This window comes from Cellulomonas avistercoris, assembly GCF_014836445.1.
GTDB lineage: Bacteria > Actinomycetota > Actinomycetes > Actinomycetales > Cellulomonadaceae > Cellulomonas > Cellulomonas avistercoris.
Genome location: NZ_JACSQV010000012.1, coordinates 70,195 through 85,275, shown reverse-complemented (window position 1 = coordinate 85,275; position 15,081 = coordinate 70,195). Strand labels below are relative to the sequence as shown.

At 73.9% G+C, this 15,081-nt stretch carries 15 protein-coding genes; 7 read left to right on the top strand and 8 right to left on the bottom strand.

All coding sequences use genetic code 11. From position 1 onward, the window contains the following. Positions 1-124 precede the first annotated feature (124 nt). On the top strand, positions 125-1,060 hold the full coding sequence (locus H9657_RS19225) for a lytic polysaccharide monooxygenase (protein ID WP_225215324.1): 936 nt from the start codon (positions 125-127) through the stop codon (positions 1,058-1,060). Between the two features lie 141 nt (positions 1,061-1,201). Here the strand turns inward: H9657_RS19225 and H9657_RS13980 are convergent, their stop codons facing one another. Together H9657_RS13980 and H9657_RS13975 are read right to left on the bottom strand one after the other, a co-directional pair. Continuing rightward, the gene (locus H9657_RS13980) at positions 1,202-1,753 is read right to left on the bottom strand and encodes a DUF6036 family nucleotidyltransferase (protein WP_191784031.1); all 552 of its coding nucleotides are present in this window, start codon (positions 1,751-1,753) and stop codon (positions 1,202-1,204) included. Then, the gene (locus H9657_RS13975; RefSeq protein ID WP_191784030.1) at positions 1,750-2,241 is read right to left on the bottom strand and encodes a helix-turn-helix domain-containing protein; all 492 of its coding nucleotides are present in this window, start codon (positions 2,239-2,241) and stop codon (positions 1,750-1,752) included. Before H9657_RS13975 ends, H9657_RS13980 begins: the two co-directional genes overlap by 4 nt. Positions 2,242-2,437: 196 nt before the next feature. On the opposite strand from H9657_RS13975, the gene H9657_RS13970 reads away from it, so the two are divergent. Both H9657_RS13970 and H9657_RS13965 read left to right on the top strand, forming a co-directional pair. Next, positions 2,438-3,004, top strand: coding sequence for a dihydrofolate reductase family protein (locus H9657_RS13970; protein WP_191784029.1), 567 nt, complete (start codon positions 2,438-2,440; stop codon positions 3,002-3,004). Positions 3,005-3,087: 83 nt separating this feature from the next. Then, positions 3,088-4,401, top strand: a complete 1,314-nt coding sequence (locus tag H9657_RS13965; protein ID WP_191784028.1) for an FAD-dependent oxidoreductase — start codon at positions 3,088-3,090, stop codon at positions 4,399-4,401. Here the strand turns inward: H9657_RS13965 and H9657_RS13960 are convergent. Next, positions 4,393-4,914 carry a GNAT family N-acetyltransferase gene (locus tag H9657_RS13960; RefSeq protein ID WP_191784027.1) on the bottom strand — a complete coding sequence of 174 codons (522 nt, stop codon included), beginning with the start codon at positions 4,912-4,914 and terminating at the stop codon, positions 4,393-4,395. The two genes, H9657_RS13965 and H9657_RS13960, sit on opposite strands and share 9 nt — an antisense overlap. A 194-nt stretch (positions 4,915-5,108) precedes the next feature. Between H9657_RS13960 and H9657_RS13955 the strand changes: the two genes are divergently transcribed. After that, entirely contained in the window at positions 5,109-6,740 is a 1,632-nt protein-coding gene (locus H9657_RS13955) for a cellulase family glycosylhydrolase (protein ID WP_191784026.1), read from the top strand. A gap of 81 nt (positions 6,741-6,821) precedes the next feature. Here H9657_RS13955 and H9657_RS13950 read toward each other — a convergent pair whose 3' ends face one another. The 3 genes from H9657_RS13950 to H9657_RS13940 form a co-directional block, all read right to left on the bottom strand. Then, positions 6,822-7,217 carry a (R)-mandelonitrile lyase gene (locus H9657_RS13950; RefSeq protein ID WP_191784025.1) on the bottom strand — a complete coding sequence of 132 codons (396 nt, stop codon included), beginning with the start codon at positions 7,215-7,217 and terminating at the stop codon, positions 6,822-6,824. 39 nt (positions 7,218-7,256) lie between these two features. Continuing rightward, complete coding sequence (locus H9657_RS13945; RefSeq protein WP_191784024.1) at positions 7,257-8,279, bottom strand: zinc-dependent alcohol dehydrogenase family protein; 1,023 nt, start codon at positions 8,277-8,279, stop codon at positions 7,257-7,259. A 72-nt stretch (positions 8,280-8,351) separates the two neighbouring features. Continuing rightward, complete coding sequence (locus tag H9657_RS13940) at positions 8,352-8,888, bottom strand: chloramphenicol phosphotransferase CPT family protein (RefSeq protein ID WP_191784023.1); 537 nt, start codon at positions 8,886-8,888, stop codon at positions 8,352-8,354. A gap of 94 nt (positions 8,889-8,982) precedes the next feature. On the opposite strand from H9657_RS13940, the gene H9657_RS13935 reads away from it, so the two are divergent. The 3 genes from H9657_RS13935 to H9657_RS13925 all read left to right on the top strand — a co-directional run bounded on the left by H9657_RS13935 (position 8,983) and on the right by H9657_RS13925 (position 10,909). Then, a complete protein-coding gene (locus H9657_RS13935; protein ID WP_191784022.1) occupies positions 8,983-9,507 on the top strand; it encodes a GNAT family N-acetyltransferase in 525 nt (174 codons plus the stop codon). Between the two features lie 77 nt (positions 9,508-9,584). Then, positions 9,585-10,529, top strand: a complete 945-nt coding sequence (locus tag H9657_RS13930; RefSeq protein ID WP_191784021.1) for an aldo/keto reductase — start codon at positions 9,585-9,587, stop codon at positions 10,527-10,529. 23 nt (positions 10,530-10,552) lie between these two features. After that, positions 10,553-10,909, top strand: a complete 357-nt coding sequence (locus H9657_RS13925) for a MerR family transcriptional regulator (RefSeq protein ID WP_225215323.1) — start codon at positions 10,553-10,555, stop codon at positions 10,907-10,909. On the opposite strand, the gene H9657_RS13920 is transcribed toward H9657_RS13925, so the two are convergent. Then, a complete protein-coding gene (locus tag H9657_RS13920; protein ID WP_191784019.1) occupies positions 10,863-11,726 on the bottom strand; it encodes a hypothetical protein in 864 nt (287 codons plus the stop codon). The two genes, H9657_RS13925 and H9657_RS13920, sit on opposite strands and share 47 nt — an antisense overlap. Beyond that, on the bottom strand, positions 11,723-15,049 hold the full coding sequence (lysX, locus tag H9657_RS13915; protein WP_318241503.1) for a bifunctional lysylphosphatidylglycerol synthetase/lysine--tRNA ligase LysX: 3,327 nt from the start codon (positions 15,047-15,049) through the stop codon (positions 11,723-11,725). The genes H9657_RS13920 and lysX overlap by 4 nt, the downstream gene beginning before the upstream one ends. Positions 15,050-15,081: the final 32 nt, after the last annotated feature.

Below are 15,081 nucleotides of genomic sequence, written 5' to 3'. Positions count from 1 at the left end.
CCGTGAGCCGGGCCGGTCCCGACCGTCGGTGAAACGGTTCTTGCCCTGTCTGCCCGGCTCGTACACACGTACGTTCGATCGCGACCGTCCGTATCCGACCCACACCCGGTCGAGGTGACCCAGCATGAGATCCACCGCTCTCCCCCATGCCCGACGACCCGCCCCCGCGCGGCTGCTCCTGTCCGCCCTGGCGGCGATCGCACTGGCGTTCGCGATGCTCACGCTCGCACCCCCGCCGTCGGCACAGGCCCACGGGTGGATCTCCGACCCGCCGAGCCGGCAGGACCTCTGCTACACCGGCGCGATCAGCAACTGCGGCCCGGTCCAGTACGAGCCGTGGAGCGTCGAGGCCAAGAAGGGCTCGATGCTGTGCTCCGGCGGCGGCCGCTTCACCGAGCTCGACAACGAGTCCCGCACCTGGCCGCGCCAGGCGGTCAGCACCAACCAGACGTTCACGTGGGACATCGTCGCGAACCACTCCACATCGACGTGGGAGTACTTCGTGGACGGCCAGCTGCACACCACGATCAACGACAACGGGGCGATGCCGCCCAAGCGGTTCACCCACCAGATCAACAACCTGCCGACGGGCAACCACAAGATCTTCGTCCGGTGGAACATCGCCGACACGGTGAACGCCTTCTACCAGTGCATCGACGCCTACATCACGCCCGGCGGCAACCCGGCACCGCAGCCGACGGCCACCACGCCGGCACCGCAGCCCACCGCGACGACGCCGGCGCCGCAGCCGACGGCGACGACCCCGGCGCCGCAGCCGGGCAACGGCGCCTGCACCGCCACCGTGCGTGCCGCCAACTCCTGGGGCAGCGGGTTCCAGGGTGAGGTCACCGTCAAGGCCGGCAGCGCCGCGATCAACGGCTGGAAGGTCACCGTGAACGGCGCGACGATCACGCAGGCGTGGAGCTCGACGCTCAGCGGCTCCGACACGCTCGCCAACGCGGGCTGGAACGGGAGTCTCGCCGCAGGCGCCTCGACCACCGCGGGCTTCATCGCCAACGGCAGTGGCAGCAACCTGAGCGCCACCTGCAGCGCGAGCTGAGCCTGACCGGCAGCGCTGCGACGACCGGCCGGGGCGAGGGCGCCCCGGCCGGTCGTGCGTCCGGACGGATGGACGCCCAGCTCGCCCGGCGAGCCCCACGATCACCGCGGAGAGGAGAGCTCGCCGGCGGTCAGCAGGGCCTCAGCGCGTCACCCGTTCAGCCATCGCCTGCACCCACGACGCGATCCGGCGGGCGTGCGGCCGTGGGACGTCGGTGGCAGCCAGTCGCTCCAGGAGAAGCGGCGGGTTGAGCAGACCGGCCTTGAGCATGGCGTACACGAACTCCTGGTCCTTCTCCCGGTACGCGACGAGCTTGGAGATCGCGAGGTCGTGCGGGTCCAGGCACAGAGCCCGACCGGGTGCCGAGGACTGGGACTCCCACCGCACGATCCGGCCCTGCCAACCCTCGGGCAGGACGATCAGACCGTCGATCTCGACGCCTTGGCCGTAGTAGCCGTACATCTGGTGGAAGCCGGAGTCCTCGCCGATGGCCCCGTCGACGGCCAGCGCCTTCTCTGCGGAGCCGTCGCCGAGGAACGCGACATCGGCCTCGATGGACCCGACAGCCTCGTCAGGCAGGTCGTCCTCGTCGAACGACCCGAGGATCGACTGCGACCCGACGATGACGATGTCGGTGGTGTCAGTGATGCGTGACGCTGCACGGAGGATGTGAGCGAGCTCGGCCCGCTTCACCGTGTCGACGCCAGGGCTGCACGACGCTCGTCGTCGGTCAGGACACCGGCGAACGGGGAGTTCTGCCTCAGCTCACGCGAGCGCTGCGAGGGCGACGTCAGGGCGATCAACAGCTCGTCGAGCGGGCCGTCGAGCAGCTCCTGCCACTGCGCCAACCACTGCGCGGGGCGCCCACGAGTGTGCCGCGCACGCATGCGCTCGAGGTTCTGGCGTGCGACGTCGACGAGCGCAGGGTCCTGGACCAGCTTGCCGGCGATCGCGTACGCCAGATGGAGGGAACGTCGCTGGTCGGCCGATAGTCGTTGGGTGGAGTACCGCACGCGGTCCACGTCGGACAGGCGGACACGACGGTGCGTGCCGGTCGTCTCGTAGGGAAGGTCTCCGCGCTTCGTCAGGTTCACGACGTGCTGGCGGGACGTGCCGAGCACGCGTGCGGCCTCACCGGTGGTGAGGAGCTGGTCGCCCGACGGCATCGAGACGCTGCGCATGGATCGACGGTAGAAGGTAACCACCACAAACGCAACACGCACGCACGGTCGTTGTGCCTTTCGCGGTGGATCCGGCCGTCACGTGCGACCCTCCTGAGGCAGTGCCCGCGCGCAGCACACAGCCTGCTCCCGCATCCATCCCTTGCCCGCGCCTCCCCGCCGCTGCCAACCTGAGGTCTCGTCACCGGAGGCACCCATGGGCAAGCTCATCTACGCGGCCAACACCTCGCTCGACGGCTACCTGGAGGACGAGAGCGGCGCGTTCGACTTCTCGGTGCCCGACGAAGAGGTGCACGCCTTCTGGAACGAGCACGAGCGCGGCATCGGCACGTCGCTGTACGGCCGGCGCATGTACGAGACGATGCGCGTCTGGGAGGACGACGACTGGCTGACGGACCAGCCGGCCGTCGTCCGCGAGTACGCGGGGATCTGGCGCGACGCGGACAAGGTCGTCTACTCCACGACGCTCGACGCGGTGTCCACGGCGCGCACGCGGATCGAGCGGGCGTTCGACCCCGAGGCGGTGCGACGACTCAAGGAGGAGTCCACCGCTGACCTCAGCGTCGGCGGCGCGATCCTCGGGGCGGAGGCGTTCCGGCACGGGCTCGTCGACGAGATCGTGCTGCTGCTCTGCCCGGTGGTCGTGGGCGGCGGCAAGCCTGCCCTGCCGCGGGGCGTGCGAGCCGACCTGGAGCTGCTGGACCACCGCCGGTTCACCAACGGCGCGGTCTACGTGCACCACGCGGTGCGCAGCGCCACCTGACACCGGCGGTCGCGTCACGACGGACGAGACCTGGACAGACCGCGCAGATCGGGCAGGATGTCCCCCGAGGACAGGGGGTCCCGATGACGACGAACGGTACGCAGGATCGAACGACGCAGGATCGGACGACGTGCGCGGTCGTCGGCGGCGGACCCGCCGGCCTCATGCTCGGCCTGCTGCTGGCGCGCGCCGGCGTCGAGGTCACGGTCCTCGAGAAGCACGCCGACTTCCTGCGGGACTTCCGCGGCGACACCGTCCACCCGTCGACGCTGCAGGCGCTCGACGACCTCGGGCTCATCGACCGCTTCCTCGCGCTGCCGCACTCGCGCGTCGAGGCCATCCGGCTGCCCGACCCGTCGGGCGGCGCGCCCGTGGCCGCCGTCGACTTCTCGCGCCTGCGCGTGCGGTACCCGTACATCGCGATGGTCCCGCAGTGGGACCTGCTCGACCTGCTCGCCGACGCGGCGGGCGCCGAGCCGGGGTTCACGCTGCTGCGCGAGCACGAGGTGACCGACGTCGTCCGCACCGGCGACCGCGTGACGGGCGTCAGGTACCGGACGCCGCAGGGCGAGGGAACCCTGGGGGCCGACCTCGTCGTGGCGTGCGACGGCCGCTGGTCGGTCGTGCGACGCGCCGTCGGGTTCCCCTCCCGGCAGTTCGGTGTCCCGTTCGACGTCTGGTGGTTCAAGGTCCCCACGAGCCACCCCGTCGGCGGTGCGCTCATGCCGCGCCTCACCCCGGGGCGCGCGCTCGTGACGATCCCCCGCGAGGGCTACCTGCAGATGGCGTACCTGGGCCCCAAGGGCAACGACGCCGCGCTGCGGGAGCGTGGGATCGAGGCGTTCCGGGCCGAGGTGGCCGAGCTCGTCCCCGAGGTCGCCGACGACGTCCACCGCCTCGCCTCGATGGACGACGTCAAGCACCTCGACGTGCGCCTCGAGCGGTTGCGCCGCTGGTCCGCGCCCGGCGTGCTGTGCCTTGGCGACGCCGCGCACGCGATGTCGCCCGTCGGCGGCGTCGGGGTCAACCTCGCGGTGCAGGACGCGATCGCGGCGGCACGCCTCCTCGCCGCGCCGCTGCGGTCGGGGGCGTTCCGGGACGCGTTCCCCGCGCACGTCGTCGCCCGCGTGCAGGCCCGTCGCCGCCTGCCCACCGCGGTCATCCAGGGGGTGCAGCGCGCGATGCACGCACGGGCCATCGGGCCCGTCGTCGCCGGGGCGGACGGCGGGCCGCCCGTCGGCGTGCTCCGGCTCCTGCGGCGGGTGCCCGCGCTCAGCACGCTCACGGCCCGCCTCGTCGGCGTCGGCCCGCGGCCCGAGCGGGTGCCGGTGTGGGGGCGGCGGCCACCGACCCCGGCGCCTGAGGAGGGACCGGTCGGGCGACGTCTCTCACCGTGACCCAGCCCGCGCGTCCTGCTCACGGACGTGCCACAGCACCCGACCGTGCTCGTCGGTCGTGACCCTGCGCACCTCGAAGCCGCCGAGCTTGGCCAGCACGCGCAGCGACGCCGCGTTCGACTCGCGCACCGTGGCCCAGACCCTGTCCCGGCCCGTCGCGAGGACCGCGTCGAGGACGACGCGCGCCGCCTCCGTCGCGTAGCCGCGGCCGTGCGCGGCGGGCAGCAGCTCGTACGCGAGCTCGGGCTCCTCGACGGTGCACCGGCCCACGACCAGGCCGACGTAGCCGACGGGCGCGGTCCCGTCACGCGGCCGCAGGACGTAGACGCCGATCCCGTGCCGGCGCGTCAGCTCGTGCATCGCCGCCATGCGCTGCCACGCCGCGTCGTGCGTCACCGGGCCTGCACCGCGCGCCGTGAACAGCTCCGCGAGCCACGGGACGTCCGAGGGCTCCTCGGGGGTCAGCACGAACCGCTCGGTGTCGAGGCGCTCGGGCATCGGGGAGAAGGGCATCGCCCTAGCCAACACCGCAGGGCGTCACACGGACAGCGCCTGCTGCCGACGCTCCCTGAAGGGGGTCGCCCCAGGACGCGCGCTACGCGATCCGTAAGGAACCGACGGCGGTGAAACGCTTCGACGACTGCGCGGGAGCGCCGTGCCTGGTGGTCTTGGCGCGCGCTCGTCCGCACTCCTGAGAGGGACTCCCCGTGCACGCTCTCCGCAAGGCGCTGACCACGACCACGGCGGTACTCGTCGCGCTCGTCGGCTCGGTCGCGATCACCAGCCCCGCGACCGCCGCCGCAGGCTGCCGCGTCGACTACACCGTGGCGAGCCAGTGGCCGGGCGGCTTCAACGCCGCCGTGCAGGTGACCAACCTCGGGGACCCGCTCACCGCGTGGGACCTGCGCTTCTCGTTCGGCGCGGGGCAGACCGTCAACCAGCTGTGGAACGGCACCGTCGCCCAGACGGGGACCGCCGTGTCCGTGCGCAACGCCGCGTACAACGGCACCGTGCCGACCAACGGCACCGCGTCGTTCGGCTTCAACGGCACGTTCGCCGGCAGCAACCCCGTGCCGACCGCGTTCACGCTCAACGGCGTCGCGTGCACCGGCGCGGCGGCCACGCCGACCGCCTCACCGACCGCGTCACCGTCGACGTCGCCGTCCGCGACCGCGACGCAGTCGCCCCGCCCGACGACGAGCCCGACCACCACCCCGACCCCGACCCCCACGCCGTCCACCGGCACGGTCACGGCCGACCCCGCACGGCTCGTCGCCGAGATGGGGCAGGGCTGGAACCTCGGCAACCAGCTCGAGGCCAGCATCGACGGGGTGCCCAGCGAGACCGCGTGGGGCAACCCGGTGATCACGGGTGCCCTGCTCGACCAGGTCAAGGCCGCCGGCTTCGACACGGTCCGCATCCCGGTGTCCTACCTCGGCAAGATCGGCGCGGCACCGGACCACACCGTCGACCGCGCCTGGCTCAGCCGGATCCAGCAGGTCGTCGACCTCGCGTACGACCGCGGGCTGTACGTCGTGATCAACATGCACGGCGACGGCTTCAAGAGCGTCAGCGGTGCGTGGCTCATCTGCGACGCGTCGGGGCAGGAGCAGATCCGCGCCAAGTACCAGAAGGTCTGGGAGCAGGTGGCGACGACGTTCAAGGACTACGGCGGCCGACTGGTCCTGGAGTCGATGAACGAGAACTTCGACGGGCAGTACGGCAACCCGACGCAGCCGTGCTACTCCAACATCAACGCGTACAACCAGGTCTTCGTCGACACGGTGCGCCGCACCGGCGGCACCAACGCCTCGCGGTGGCTGCTCGTCCCGGGCTGGAACACCAACATCGACTACACCACCGGCGGCTACGGCTTCACGATCCCGACCGACCAGTACCGGTCGTCGGCGATCCCGAGCGCCGACAAGCGGATCATGATCTCCGTCCACTACTACGACCCGTGGGACTTCGCCGGCACCGAGAGCGGGGCGACCACCCAGTGGGGCCCGGCCGTGACCGACCCGTCGCGCAGCGCGACGTGGGGCGACCAGGTCCACATGGAGAACCAGCTGAAGAAGGTGTACGACGCGTTCGTCGTGCAGGGCTATCCCGTGTTCATCGGTGAGTACGGGGCGATCGACAAGACGAGCGCCGACCCGACCAACAACCGGTACCGCGCCGACTACGCCCGCACCATGGTCACCCTCGCCGAGAAGTACGGCGCGGCCACCGCCTACTGGGACAACGGCTACAACGGCGTGTACGGGTTCGGGCTGTTCGACCGCCAGTCCGCGACCGTGACGCAGCAGGGGATCATCACCGCCATCACGGGCTCGTGACCGGGTGACCGGGTGCCCGGGCGCGCGGCTGCCGGCCGCGTGCCCGGGACGCCGCGGTGGTGCCGGCCGCGCGCCGGCGCGTCAGCCGCGGTAGTCCTCGTCGGTGACGTGCTCGAGCCACGTGACGACCTCGCCGTCCTCGTCGGCCTCCTGGATCGCGAGGTGCGCCATGAACCGCTCGGGCGTGGCGCCGTGCCAGTGCTCCTCGCCCGGCTCGACGTACACGACGTCGCCGGGCCGGATCTCCTGGACCTCGCCGCCGCGCACGGCGACGTAGCCGATGCCGTCGGTGACGTAGAGCGTCTGGCCCCGGGGGTGGCGGTGCCAGGCGGTGCGCGCGCCGGGGGCGAACCGGACGTGGGCGCAGCCGACCGCGGACTGCTCGTCGGGGGTGCGGACGCCGTCGATGTGGACGGTGCCGGTGAACCAGTCCTCGGGGCCGGCGGCGGTCCGGCCGCCGCTTCGCGTGAGCTTCATGGTGATCGTCCTCCGTGGGTCGGGGTCGCCTGCCGCCGTTCAGACGGTGAGGAGCACCTTGGTGGCGCGCCGCTCGTCCATGGCCCGGTACCCCTCGGCGGCCTGCTCGAGCGGCAGCGTGAGGTCGAAGACCTTGCCCGGGTCGATCGTGCGGTCCCAGATGAGCTGGACGAGGTCGGGCAGGAAGCGGCGCACGGGTGCGGGACCGCCGAGGATCTGCACCTGGGAGAAGAACAGCAGCTGACCGGGCAGCTGGACGTCGTGGCTGACGCCGACGAAGCCGACGTTCCCGCCGGGCCGGGCCGCACCGATGGCCTGGGTCATCGACTCCTGGCTGCCGACGGCCTCGATGACCGAGTGCGCGCCGAGGCCGCGGGTCATCTCCTTGATGCGTGCGACGCCCGCCTCACCGCGCTCCTCGACGATGTCGGTGGCGCCGAAGTGACGGGCGAGGTCCTGCCGGTCGGCGTGGCGCGACATCGCGATGACACGCTCGGCGCCGAGCTGCCTGGCCGCGAGCACACCCATGAGCCCGACCGCGCCGTCCCCGACGACCGCGACCGTCCTGCCGGGGCCGGCCTGCGCGGCGACGGCGGCGTACCAGCCGGTGCCCAGGACGTCGGAGGCCGCGAGCAGGTGCGGCACCAGGTCGGGGTCGGGCTGTCCGGGCGTCGCGACGAGCGTGCCGTCGGCGAACGGGATGCGGGCCTTCTCGGCCTGGGTGCCGATCGCACCGTCGACGAAGACGCGGTGCACGCAGCTCGACGGGAAGCCGGCACGGCAGATCTCGCACGTGCCGTCCGAGATGACGAACGACCCGACGACGAAGTCGCCCGGCTTCACGGTCGTGACCGCGGAGCCGACCTCCTCGACGACGCCCACGTACTCGTGCCCCATCTTCGCGCGGTCGACCCGGTCCGCACCGCGGTACGGCCACAGGTCCGACCCGCAGATGCACGTCGCGGTGATGCGGATGACGGCGTCGGTCGGTTCGACGATCGTCGGGTCCTCGCGGTCCTCGACCCGGACGTCACCGGGGCCGTACATGATCACGCCGCGCATGGGGGTCTCCTTCTGGTCGGACCTCCACTGTGCGCCCGCTGCCGCCCGCCGGAAAGCCGGGCGCTGTCGACGTCAGCGCGCGAGCGCCGCCAGGACCACCCGCGCGCAGCCCTCCGGCGACACCCGTGACGTGTCGACCTCGACGTCGTACCGCACGCCGCGGTGGACGGCCTCGGCCTGGGCCACCGCCATGCCGGTCACCCGGTCCCCGCGACGGGCCTCGCGTGCGGCGGCCACGTCGGCGTCGCACCGCACGCCGACCCACAGCACGTCGAGACCGGCGAGCGCCGCGGCGAGACGGTCCTGCGACGCGCCGCCGGCGAGGAGGACCTCGTCGAGCAGCACGCCGACCCCCGCCCGTGCGATGGCGGCGACACCCGCCAGCCACGCCTCCTGGACGCGCATGAACACGGGCCCGACCTGCACGGACCCGTCGGGCGGGAACGTGATGGTCGCGGCGGCGCCCGGACCCTGCCGGGGCAGCGCGTCGACGAGGTCGTCCACGCCGAGCAGCAGCCACGCGTCGTCGAGCACGCCCTGCAGCGCCCGCGCGACCGTCGTGGTGCCCGAGCTGGACCCACCGTTGAGGACGACGACGTCGGGGCGCACGTCACGAGCGTAGGTGAGGCGACCGAGCCGCGGCCGGGCAGCGGGTGCCGTCCCGCGCGGCCGGGTGAGCCCCGTCGGCGGGCATACTGCCCCGATGCCCTCCCCCACGTCATGGACACCGGCCGCGCCGCTGTCCACCGCGCGCCTGTCGCTCGAGCCGCTGCGCACGGACCACGCCGACGAGATGTTCGACGTCCTCGACGACCCGGGCCTCCACACCTACATCGGTGGCGATCCTGCGTCGCGCGAGGAGCTCGGTGACCTCTACGCCCGGCAGGTCGTCGGGAGCTCGCCCGACGGGACGCAGGGGTGGCTGAACTGGGTGCTGCGCCGTCACGACACCGGACGCGCGGTCGGGACCGTGCAGGCCACGCTGACGCACGGCCCGGACGGCGGGCGCGAGGCGGAGCTGGCCTGGGTCGTGGCCGGCGACGAGCAGGGCCGCGGGTACGCGCGCGAGGCCGCGGTCGCCGTCGCGGGGTGGCTGCGTGAGGACGGCGTCGGCACGCTCGTCGCCCACGTCCACCCGGACCACGACGCGTCGGCCGGCGTGGCCCGCGCGGTGGGGATGCGACCGACCGGGACGGTGGTCGACGGCGAGGTCCGCTGGACGACCTGACGCGGCCGCCGCACCCGATGACGTGGCCCCCGTGAATCCTTGACCTGGAGCGCGCTCCAGGTCGCACGCTCGTCGTCATGGACACCACGCAGCGGACCCCCGAGCCCGTCCTCGGGGCCATGTACTTCGGCACCCGCGCCGACGAGGCGCTCTCCACCGACCTCCTCGACGCGTTCGTCGACCTCGGGGGGCGATGGATCGACACCGCGAACTGCTACTGCTTCTGGGATGACCCCTCCGGCGTCGGGGGCCAGAGCGAGCGCCTGCTCGGCCGGTGGTTCGCGGCACGCCCCGGCGTCCGGGAGCGCGTGCTGCTCGCCACCAAGGTCCGCCACCAGCCGCTCGTCCCGCACGCATGGCCCTCGTCCTCCGAGGGCCTGTCCGCCGACGCGATCGCGCGGGGCTTCGCGGCGTCGCTCGACCGGCTGGGCCTGGACTCGGTGGACCTGCTGTGGGCGCACGCCGAGGACCGCGACGTCCCCCTCGCCGAGACGGTCGGGGCGTTCGGTGCGCTCGTCGCCTCGGGCCAGGTCGGGCGGGTCGGTGCCTCCAACCACGCGGCGTGGCGGGTCGAGCAGGCGCGCGCGATCGCCCGCGATCGCGGCGTCGAGCCGTGGTCGGCGGTGCAGCTGCGGTACTCGTACGTCTGGCCGCGACCGGGCGTGGCCCTCCCGGAGGGCGGGCACGTGCACGCCGAGCGGGACCAGCTGGACCAGGCGCGCACGCAGGGCCTCGACCTGTGGGCCTACTCGCCGCTGCTCACCGGGGCGTACGTGCGCGACGACCGCCCGCTGTCGGAGGGCTACGACCACCCCGGGACGCACCGGCGGCTCGCGGTGCTCGCGCAGGTCGCCGACGAGCTCGGCGCGACGCGCAACGAGGTGGTGCTCGCCTGGCTCCTGGCGCAGGGCATCAGCCCGATCCTGGGCGTGAGCTCGCTCGACCAGCTGACGGAGGCCATGGCCGCACGGGACCTGCGCCTGCCCGACGAGGTCCGCGCGCGTCTGGACGCCGCGGTCTGACGGGCGCTGCCACGATGGCTCCCATGACGGGGTACGCACCGGGTGAGGTCGCCGAGCGCACGGGCCTGTCCGTGGACACGCTGCGCTACTACGAGCGCGAGGGCCTGGTCGGTCCGATCGCGCGGTCGACGGGCGGGCAGCGCCGGTACGGCGACGACGACGTCGCGTGGATCGGCCTCGTCACGTGCCTGCGTGACGCCGGCCTGGGCATCGCGGAGCTGCGCCGGTTCACCGAGCTGCTGCGCGCCGAGGCGGGCGCGGCGGACCGGGTCGCCTTCCTGCGGGCACGCCGCGCCGAGCTCGAGGAGCAGGCCCAGCGGATCCTCGCCGCGGTCAGCGTGCTCGACGGGAAGATCGCGCACTACGCGCAGGAGCAGTAGACGGCCCGGCGCCGCCCTCGCCCGCCGTCGCGACCGCGGCGGGGCTGCGGGCGAGGGCGACGCACGCGACGAGCGCGGCGACGAGCGCGAGCACGACGGGCACGCCCCAGCCGTGGCGGACGGTGTCCCCGAGGACCGCGACACCCACCGCACCGGGCACGAGCACCTCGATCACCGACGCCAGCGCGGCCACGCCACCGGCCGACCCACGCTCAAGTGCACGCAGGTACGCGAGCACGCCGACGGCGCCGCACGCCACGATCGCGATCGCCAGCGGCTGCGCCACGGTGGCGAGCAGGTCGCCGGACGCGTGCGCACCGCGCGCCGCGACCGCCGCCCCGGAGTAGCCCAGCCCGGCCAGCAGCGCGAGCAGCGCCGCGCCGCCGCGCGCGTACGCGGCCACGGTCGCGACGACCAGCACCCCGGATGCGACCAGCATGCCGCCGGTGAACCCCGGCGGCGGCGTCGCCGCCGGTTGCTCCCCGGACCCGAGCGCGACGACGACGAGCGCGGCGACGACGACCGCGACGGCCACGGTGTCCCGCCGCCGCGTGCGCGCACCGAGCACGAACCGCGCGAGCACCACCACCACGACGACCGACGACGCCTGGATGGCCTGCACCGCGAACAGCGGCAACCGGTCGAGCGCGAGCAGGGACGCCAGCCACGCGGCGCCGTCGAGGACCAGCGCGGCGAGGACGATCGGCTGGCGCAGCGCGCCGGCCCCCGGGGACCGCCGCGCGCCGACCGCCTCCAGCACGGTGCTCACGCCGTACCCGACCGCGGCGGTGACGGCGGCGAGGAGCGCGAGGCTCACCTGTGCCCCTGTGGCCGGAGGAACGGGAACGCGAGCGTGTCGCGGATCGTGCCGCCCACGAGCGTCATGACGACGCGGTCGACGCCGATGCCCACGCCCCCGGTCGGCGGCATGGCGAACTCGAGGGCGTCGAGGAAGTCCTCGTCGACCTCCATCGCCTCGGGGTCGCCGGCGGCGGCCAGCACCGACTGCTCGGTCAGGCGCCTGCGCTGCTCGACCGGGTCGACCAGCTCGGAGTACGCGGTGCCGAGCTCGGCGCCGAACGCCACGAGGTCCCAGCGCTCGGCGAGGCGCGGGTCGGCGCGGTGCGCGCGCGTGAGCGGCGACGTCTCCACGGGGAAGTCGGTGTAGAACGTGGGCGCGACGGTCTGCCCCTCGACGAACCGGTCGTACAGCTCGTCGACCAGCGCGCCGTGCGTCTGCGTCGGCTCCCACGCCACACCGAGGCTGCCGCACACGGCGTGCAGCTCACCCAGGGGCAGGTCGGGGGTGACCTCCCGGTCGACGGCCCGCGAGACGGCCTCGTGCACGGTGACGACGGGCCACGGCCCGTCGAGCCGCACGACGCCGCCGCCCGGCCGGTGCGCCACCGGCTCGCCGTGCACCGCGAGCGCCGCGGCGACGACGAGCTCGCGCGTGAGCTCGCGCATCGTCGTGTAGTCGCCGAACGCCTCGTACGCCTCCATCGACGTGAACTCCGGGTTGTGCGTCGCGTCGACGCCCTCGTTGCGGAAGTTGCGGCCGAGCTCGAACACCTTGCCCACGCCGCCGACCATGAGCCGCTTGAGGAACAGCTCGGGCGCGATCCGCAGGTACAGGTCGAGGTCGTAGGCGTTGATGTGGGTGGTGAACGGACGCGCGTTGGCGCCGCCGTGGACCCGCTGCAGGATCGGCGTCTCGACCTCGAGGAAGCCGCGGTCGACGAGCGAGCTGCGGATCGACCACACGGCGGTGGAACGGGCGCGCAGCGCTGCCGCCGCGGCGTCGTGCAGCGCGAGGTCCATGTGCCGCAGCCGCACGCGCGCCTCGGCATCGGCCAGGCCGTGCCGCTTGTCCGGCGGGGGCGTCAGAGCCTTGGCCGCCATCCGCCACGAGGACACCGCGACGCTGAGCTCACCGCTGCGGCTGTGCGTGACGACACCGGTCACGCCGACGTGGTCCCCCAGGTCGACCACGTGACGCCACAGGTCGAGCCGCGGCGTGCCGGCCGCGGTGAGCAGCGCCTGGACCTCGTCGGTCCCCTCGCGGAGCACGGCGAACACGACCCCGCCGAGGTCGCGCAGCCGCACGACGCGCCCGACGACCGACACCGCCGGGCCGTCGAGTGGGACGCCGCGCGCCGCGCCGACCGTGTGGGTGCGCGGCACCGTGACCGGGTACGGGTCCAGCCCGGCGGCGCGCAGCACGTCGAGCTTGGCGTGGCGGACGCGCTGCTGCTGGGTGAGCCGGCGAGGGGCGACCTTGACCGCCAGCAGGTCCCGCTCCTGCGCGACGGCCGCGGCGACGAACGCCGGGTCGTCGGCCGCGCGCACCGGCGCCCGCTCGGCACCGCTCAGCCGGCGCAGCGGGGGCACGAAGCCCTCCGCCTGCCCGAGCGCGAGCACCACCCGCGTCAGGTGCCCCGCGGCCTCGTAGCAGAGCAGCCGCGGCTGCCACTCGGGCAGGTACTTCTCGTTCGAGCGGTACAGCTGCTCGAGCTGCCAGAAGCGCGACGCCAGCAGCAGCACCCGCCGGTTCAGGCGCTGCACCGGGGTGGCGCCGACGCGCTCACCGAGCTGGAACGTCTCGCGGAACATCGCGAAGTTCATGGAGATCCGCTCGACGCCGAGGTCCCGCGACGCGTCGACCAGGCCGCTGACCATCAGCTCGGTGACGCCCGTGACCGCGTCGGGCGACCGCCGCATGACGTCCAGCGACAGGCCGCGCCGTCCCCACGGGACGAAGGACAGCACGCCGCGCAGACGCCCCTGAGCGTCGTGCGCGGTGACGACGACCTCGCGGGGGTCGACCGGCGAGCCGAAGCGGTCGAGCGCCATCGAGTACCCGCGTTCCTCGCCGCGTCGCCACCGGTCCGCCTCCGCCACCACCGCGGCCAGCTCGTCGGGCGGCACGTCCGCCTGCCGCCGGACCCGGACCTCGTAGCCGGCGTGGCGTCCCCGCTCGACCGCGCGGCGCACACCTCGCATGGCCGGGCGCGCGAGGTCGAAGGACCGTGTGACGATCACGGCCTCGTCGCCCATCGCGATGGGGTGCAGCCCGACCGCCCGGTAGGCCCGCGCACCGGCCTCGGTCGTCGACGTGACCGCGGGCACCCAGCCGTAGCGCCGCGCGGTCGCGAGCCACCGTGCGACCGCGTCCGGCCACGCGCTCGGGTCGCCGAGCGGGTCCCCGGCCGCGAGGCAGACGCTGGACACGACACGGAACGACACGGCGGCCCGCCGGTCGGCCGAGAACACGGTCGAGCGGTCGTCCCGCGTCGCGAAGTACCCCAGGGAGTCGTCGGACGGGTGCTCGAGCAGCAGCCGGCGGACCTGCAGCCGGTCGTCCGCGGCGTCGGTCCCGACCGGCTGCCGGGAGCGCCCGAACACCGCGAGCCCCACCACCAGGCCGACCGCGGCGACGAACCCGCCGGCGACGCCGACCCAGGCGGGCACGCGCCCGACGGTGCCCGGGTCCAGCACCGAGCCGTACGCACCGAACGCCTGCGCGAGCGCCCAGCGCAGCTGGTCACCCGTCGGGGGCAGCGCGTGCCCGACCAGGCGCAGCAGCACGAAGGACAGCAGTGTTCCGGCGGCGATGAACCCCGCGACGACCAGCAGGGACCGCCACCACGCGCCCGGCCGCACCCGCGCCGGGTACGCGCCGCGGGCGCTGACGAGCACCGGCAGGGCGACCAGGGCCACGACCCACGCGACCACGTCACGCGGCGTCACACCGAGCTCGGCGCGGCCCGCGGGGTCGAGCACCCAGGCGAGCGCCGTCACCACTCCCACGACCGCCACGGGCGCCTGCCACGCGAGCACGAGGAACCAGAACGCCACCCGCAGACGCCGCACGAGCCCCGACGCGACCGTCCCGAGCAGCACCAGCGAGAAGAAGCCCGGGCGGGAGGGCAGGTTGAGCACGGAGAGCACGTCGGCGACCGTGCGGACCACGCCGGGTGCCAGCGGCAGCAGGAGCAGCGCCACGACCTGCCAGGCGGCGAACGCCTGCACGACCCGGCCGGTGACCGCGGCGACCGTGGCGGCCCACGGCCCCGCGACCAGGAGGTCCGGGCGCGCCACCGGCGCGTCCGGACCGGTCCGCACCGTGCGACCGCTCACGACGTGCTCCGTCCCGGGCGCCCGCGCCCTGA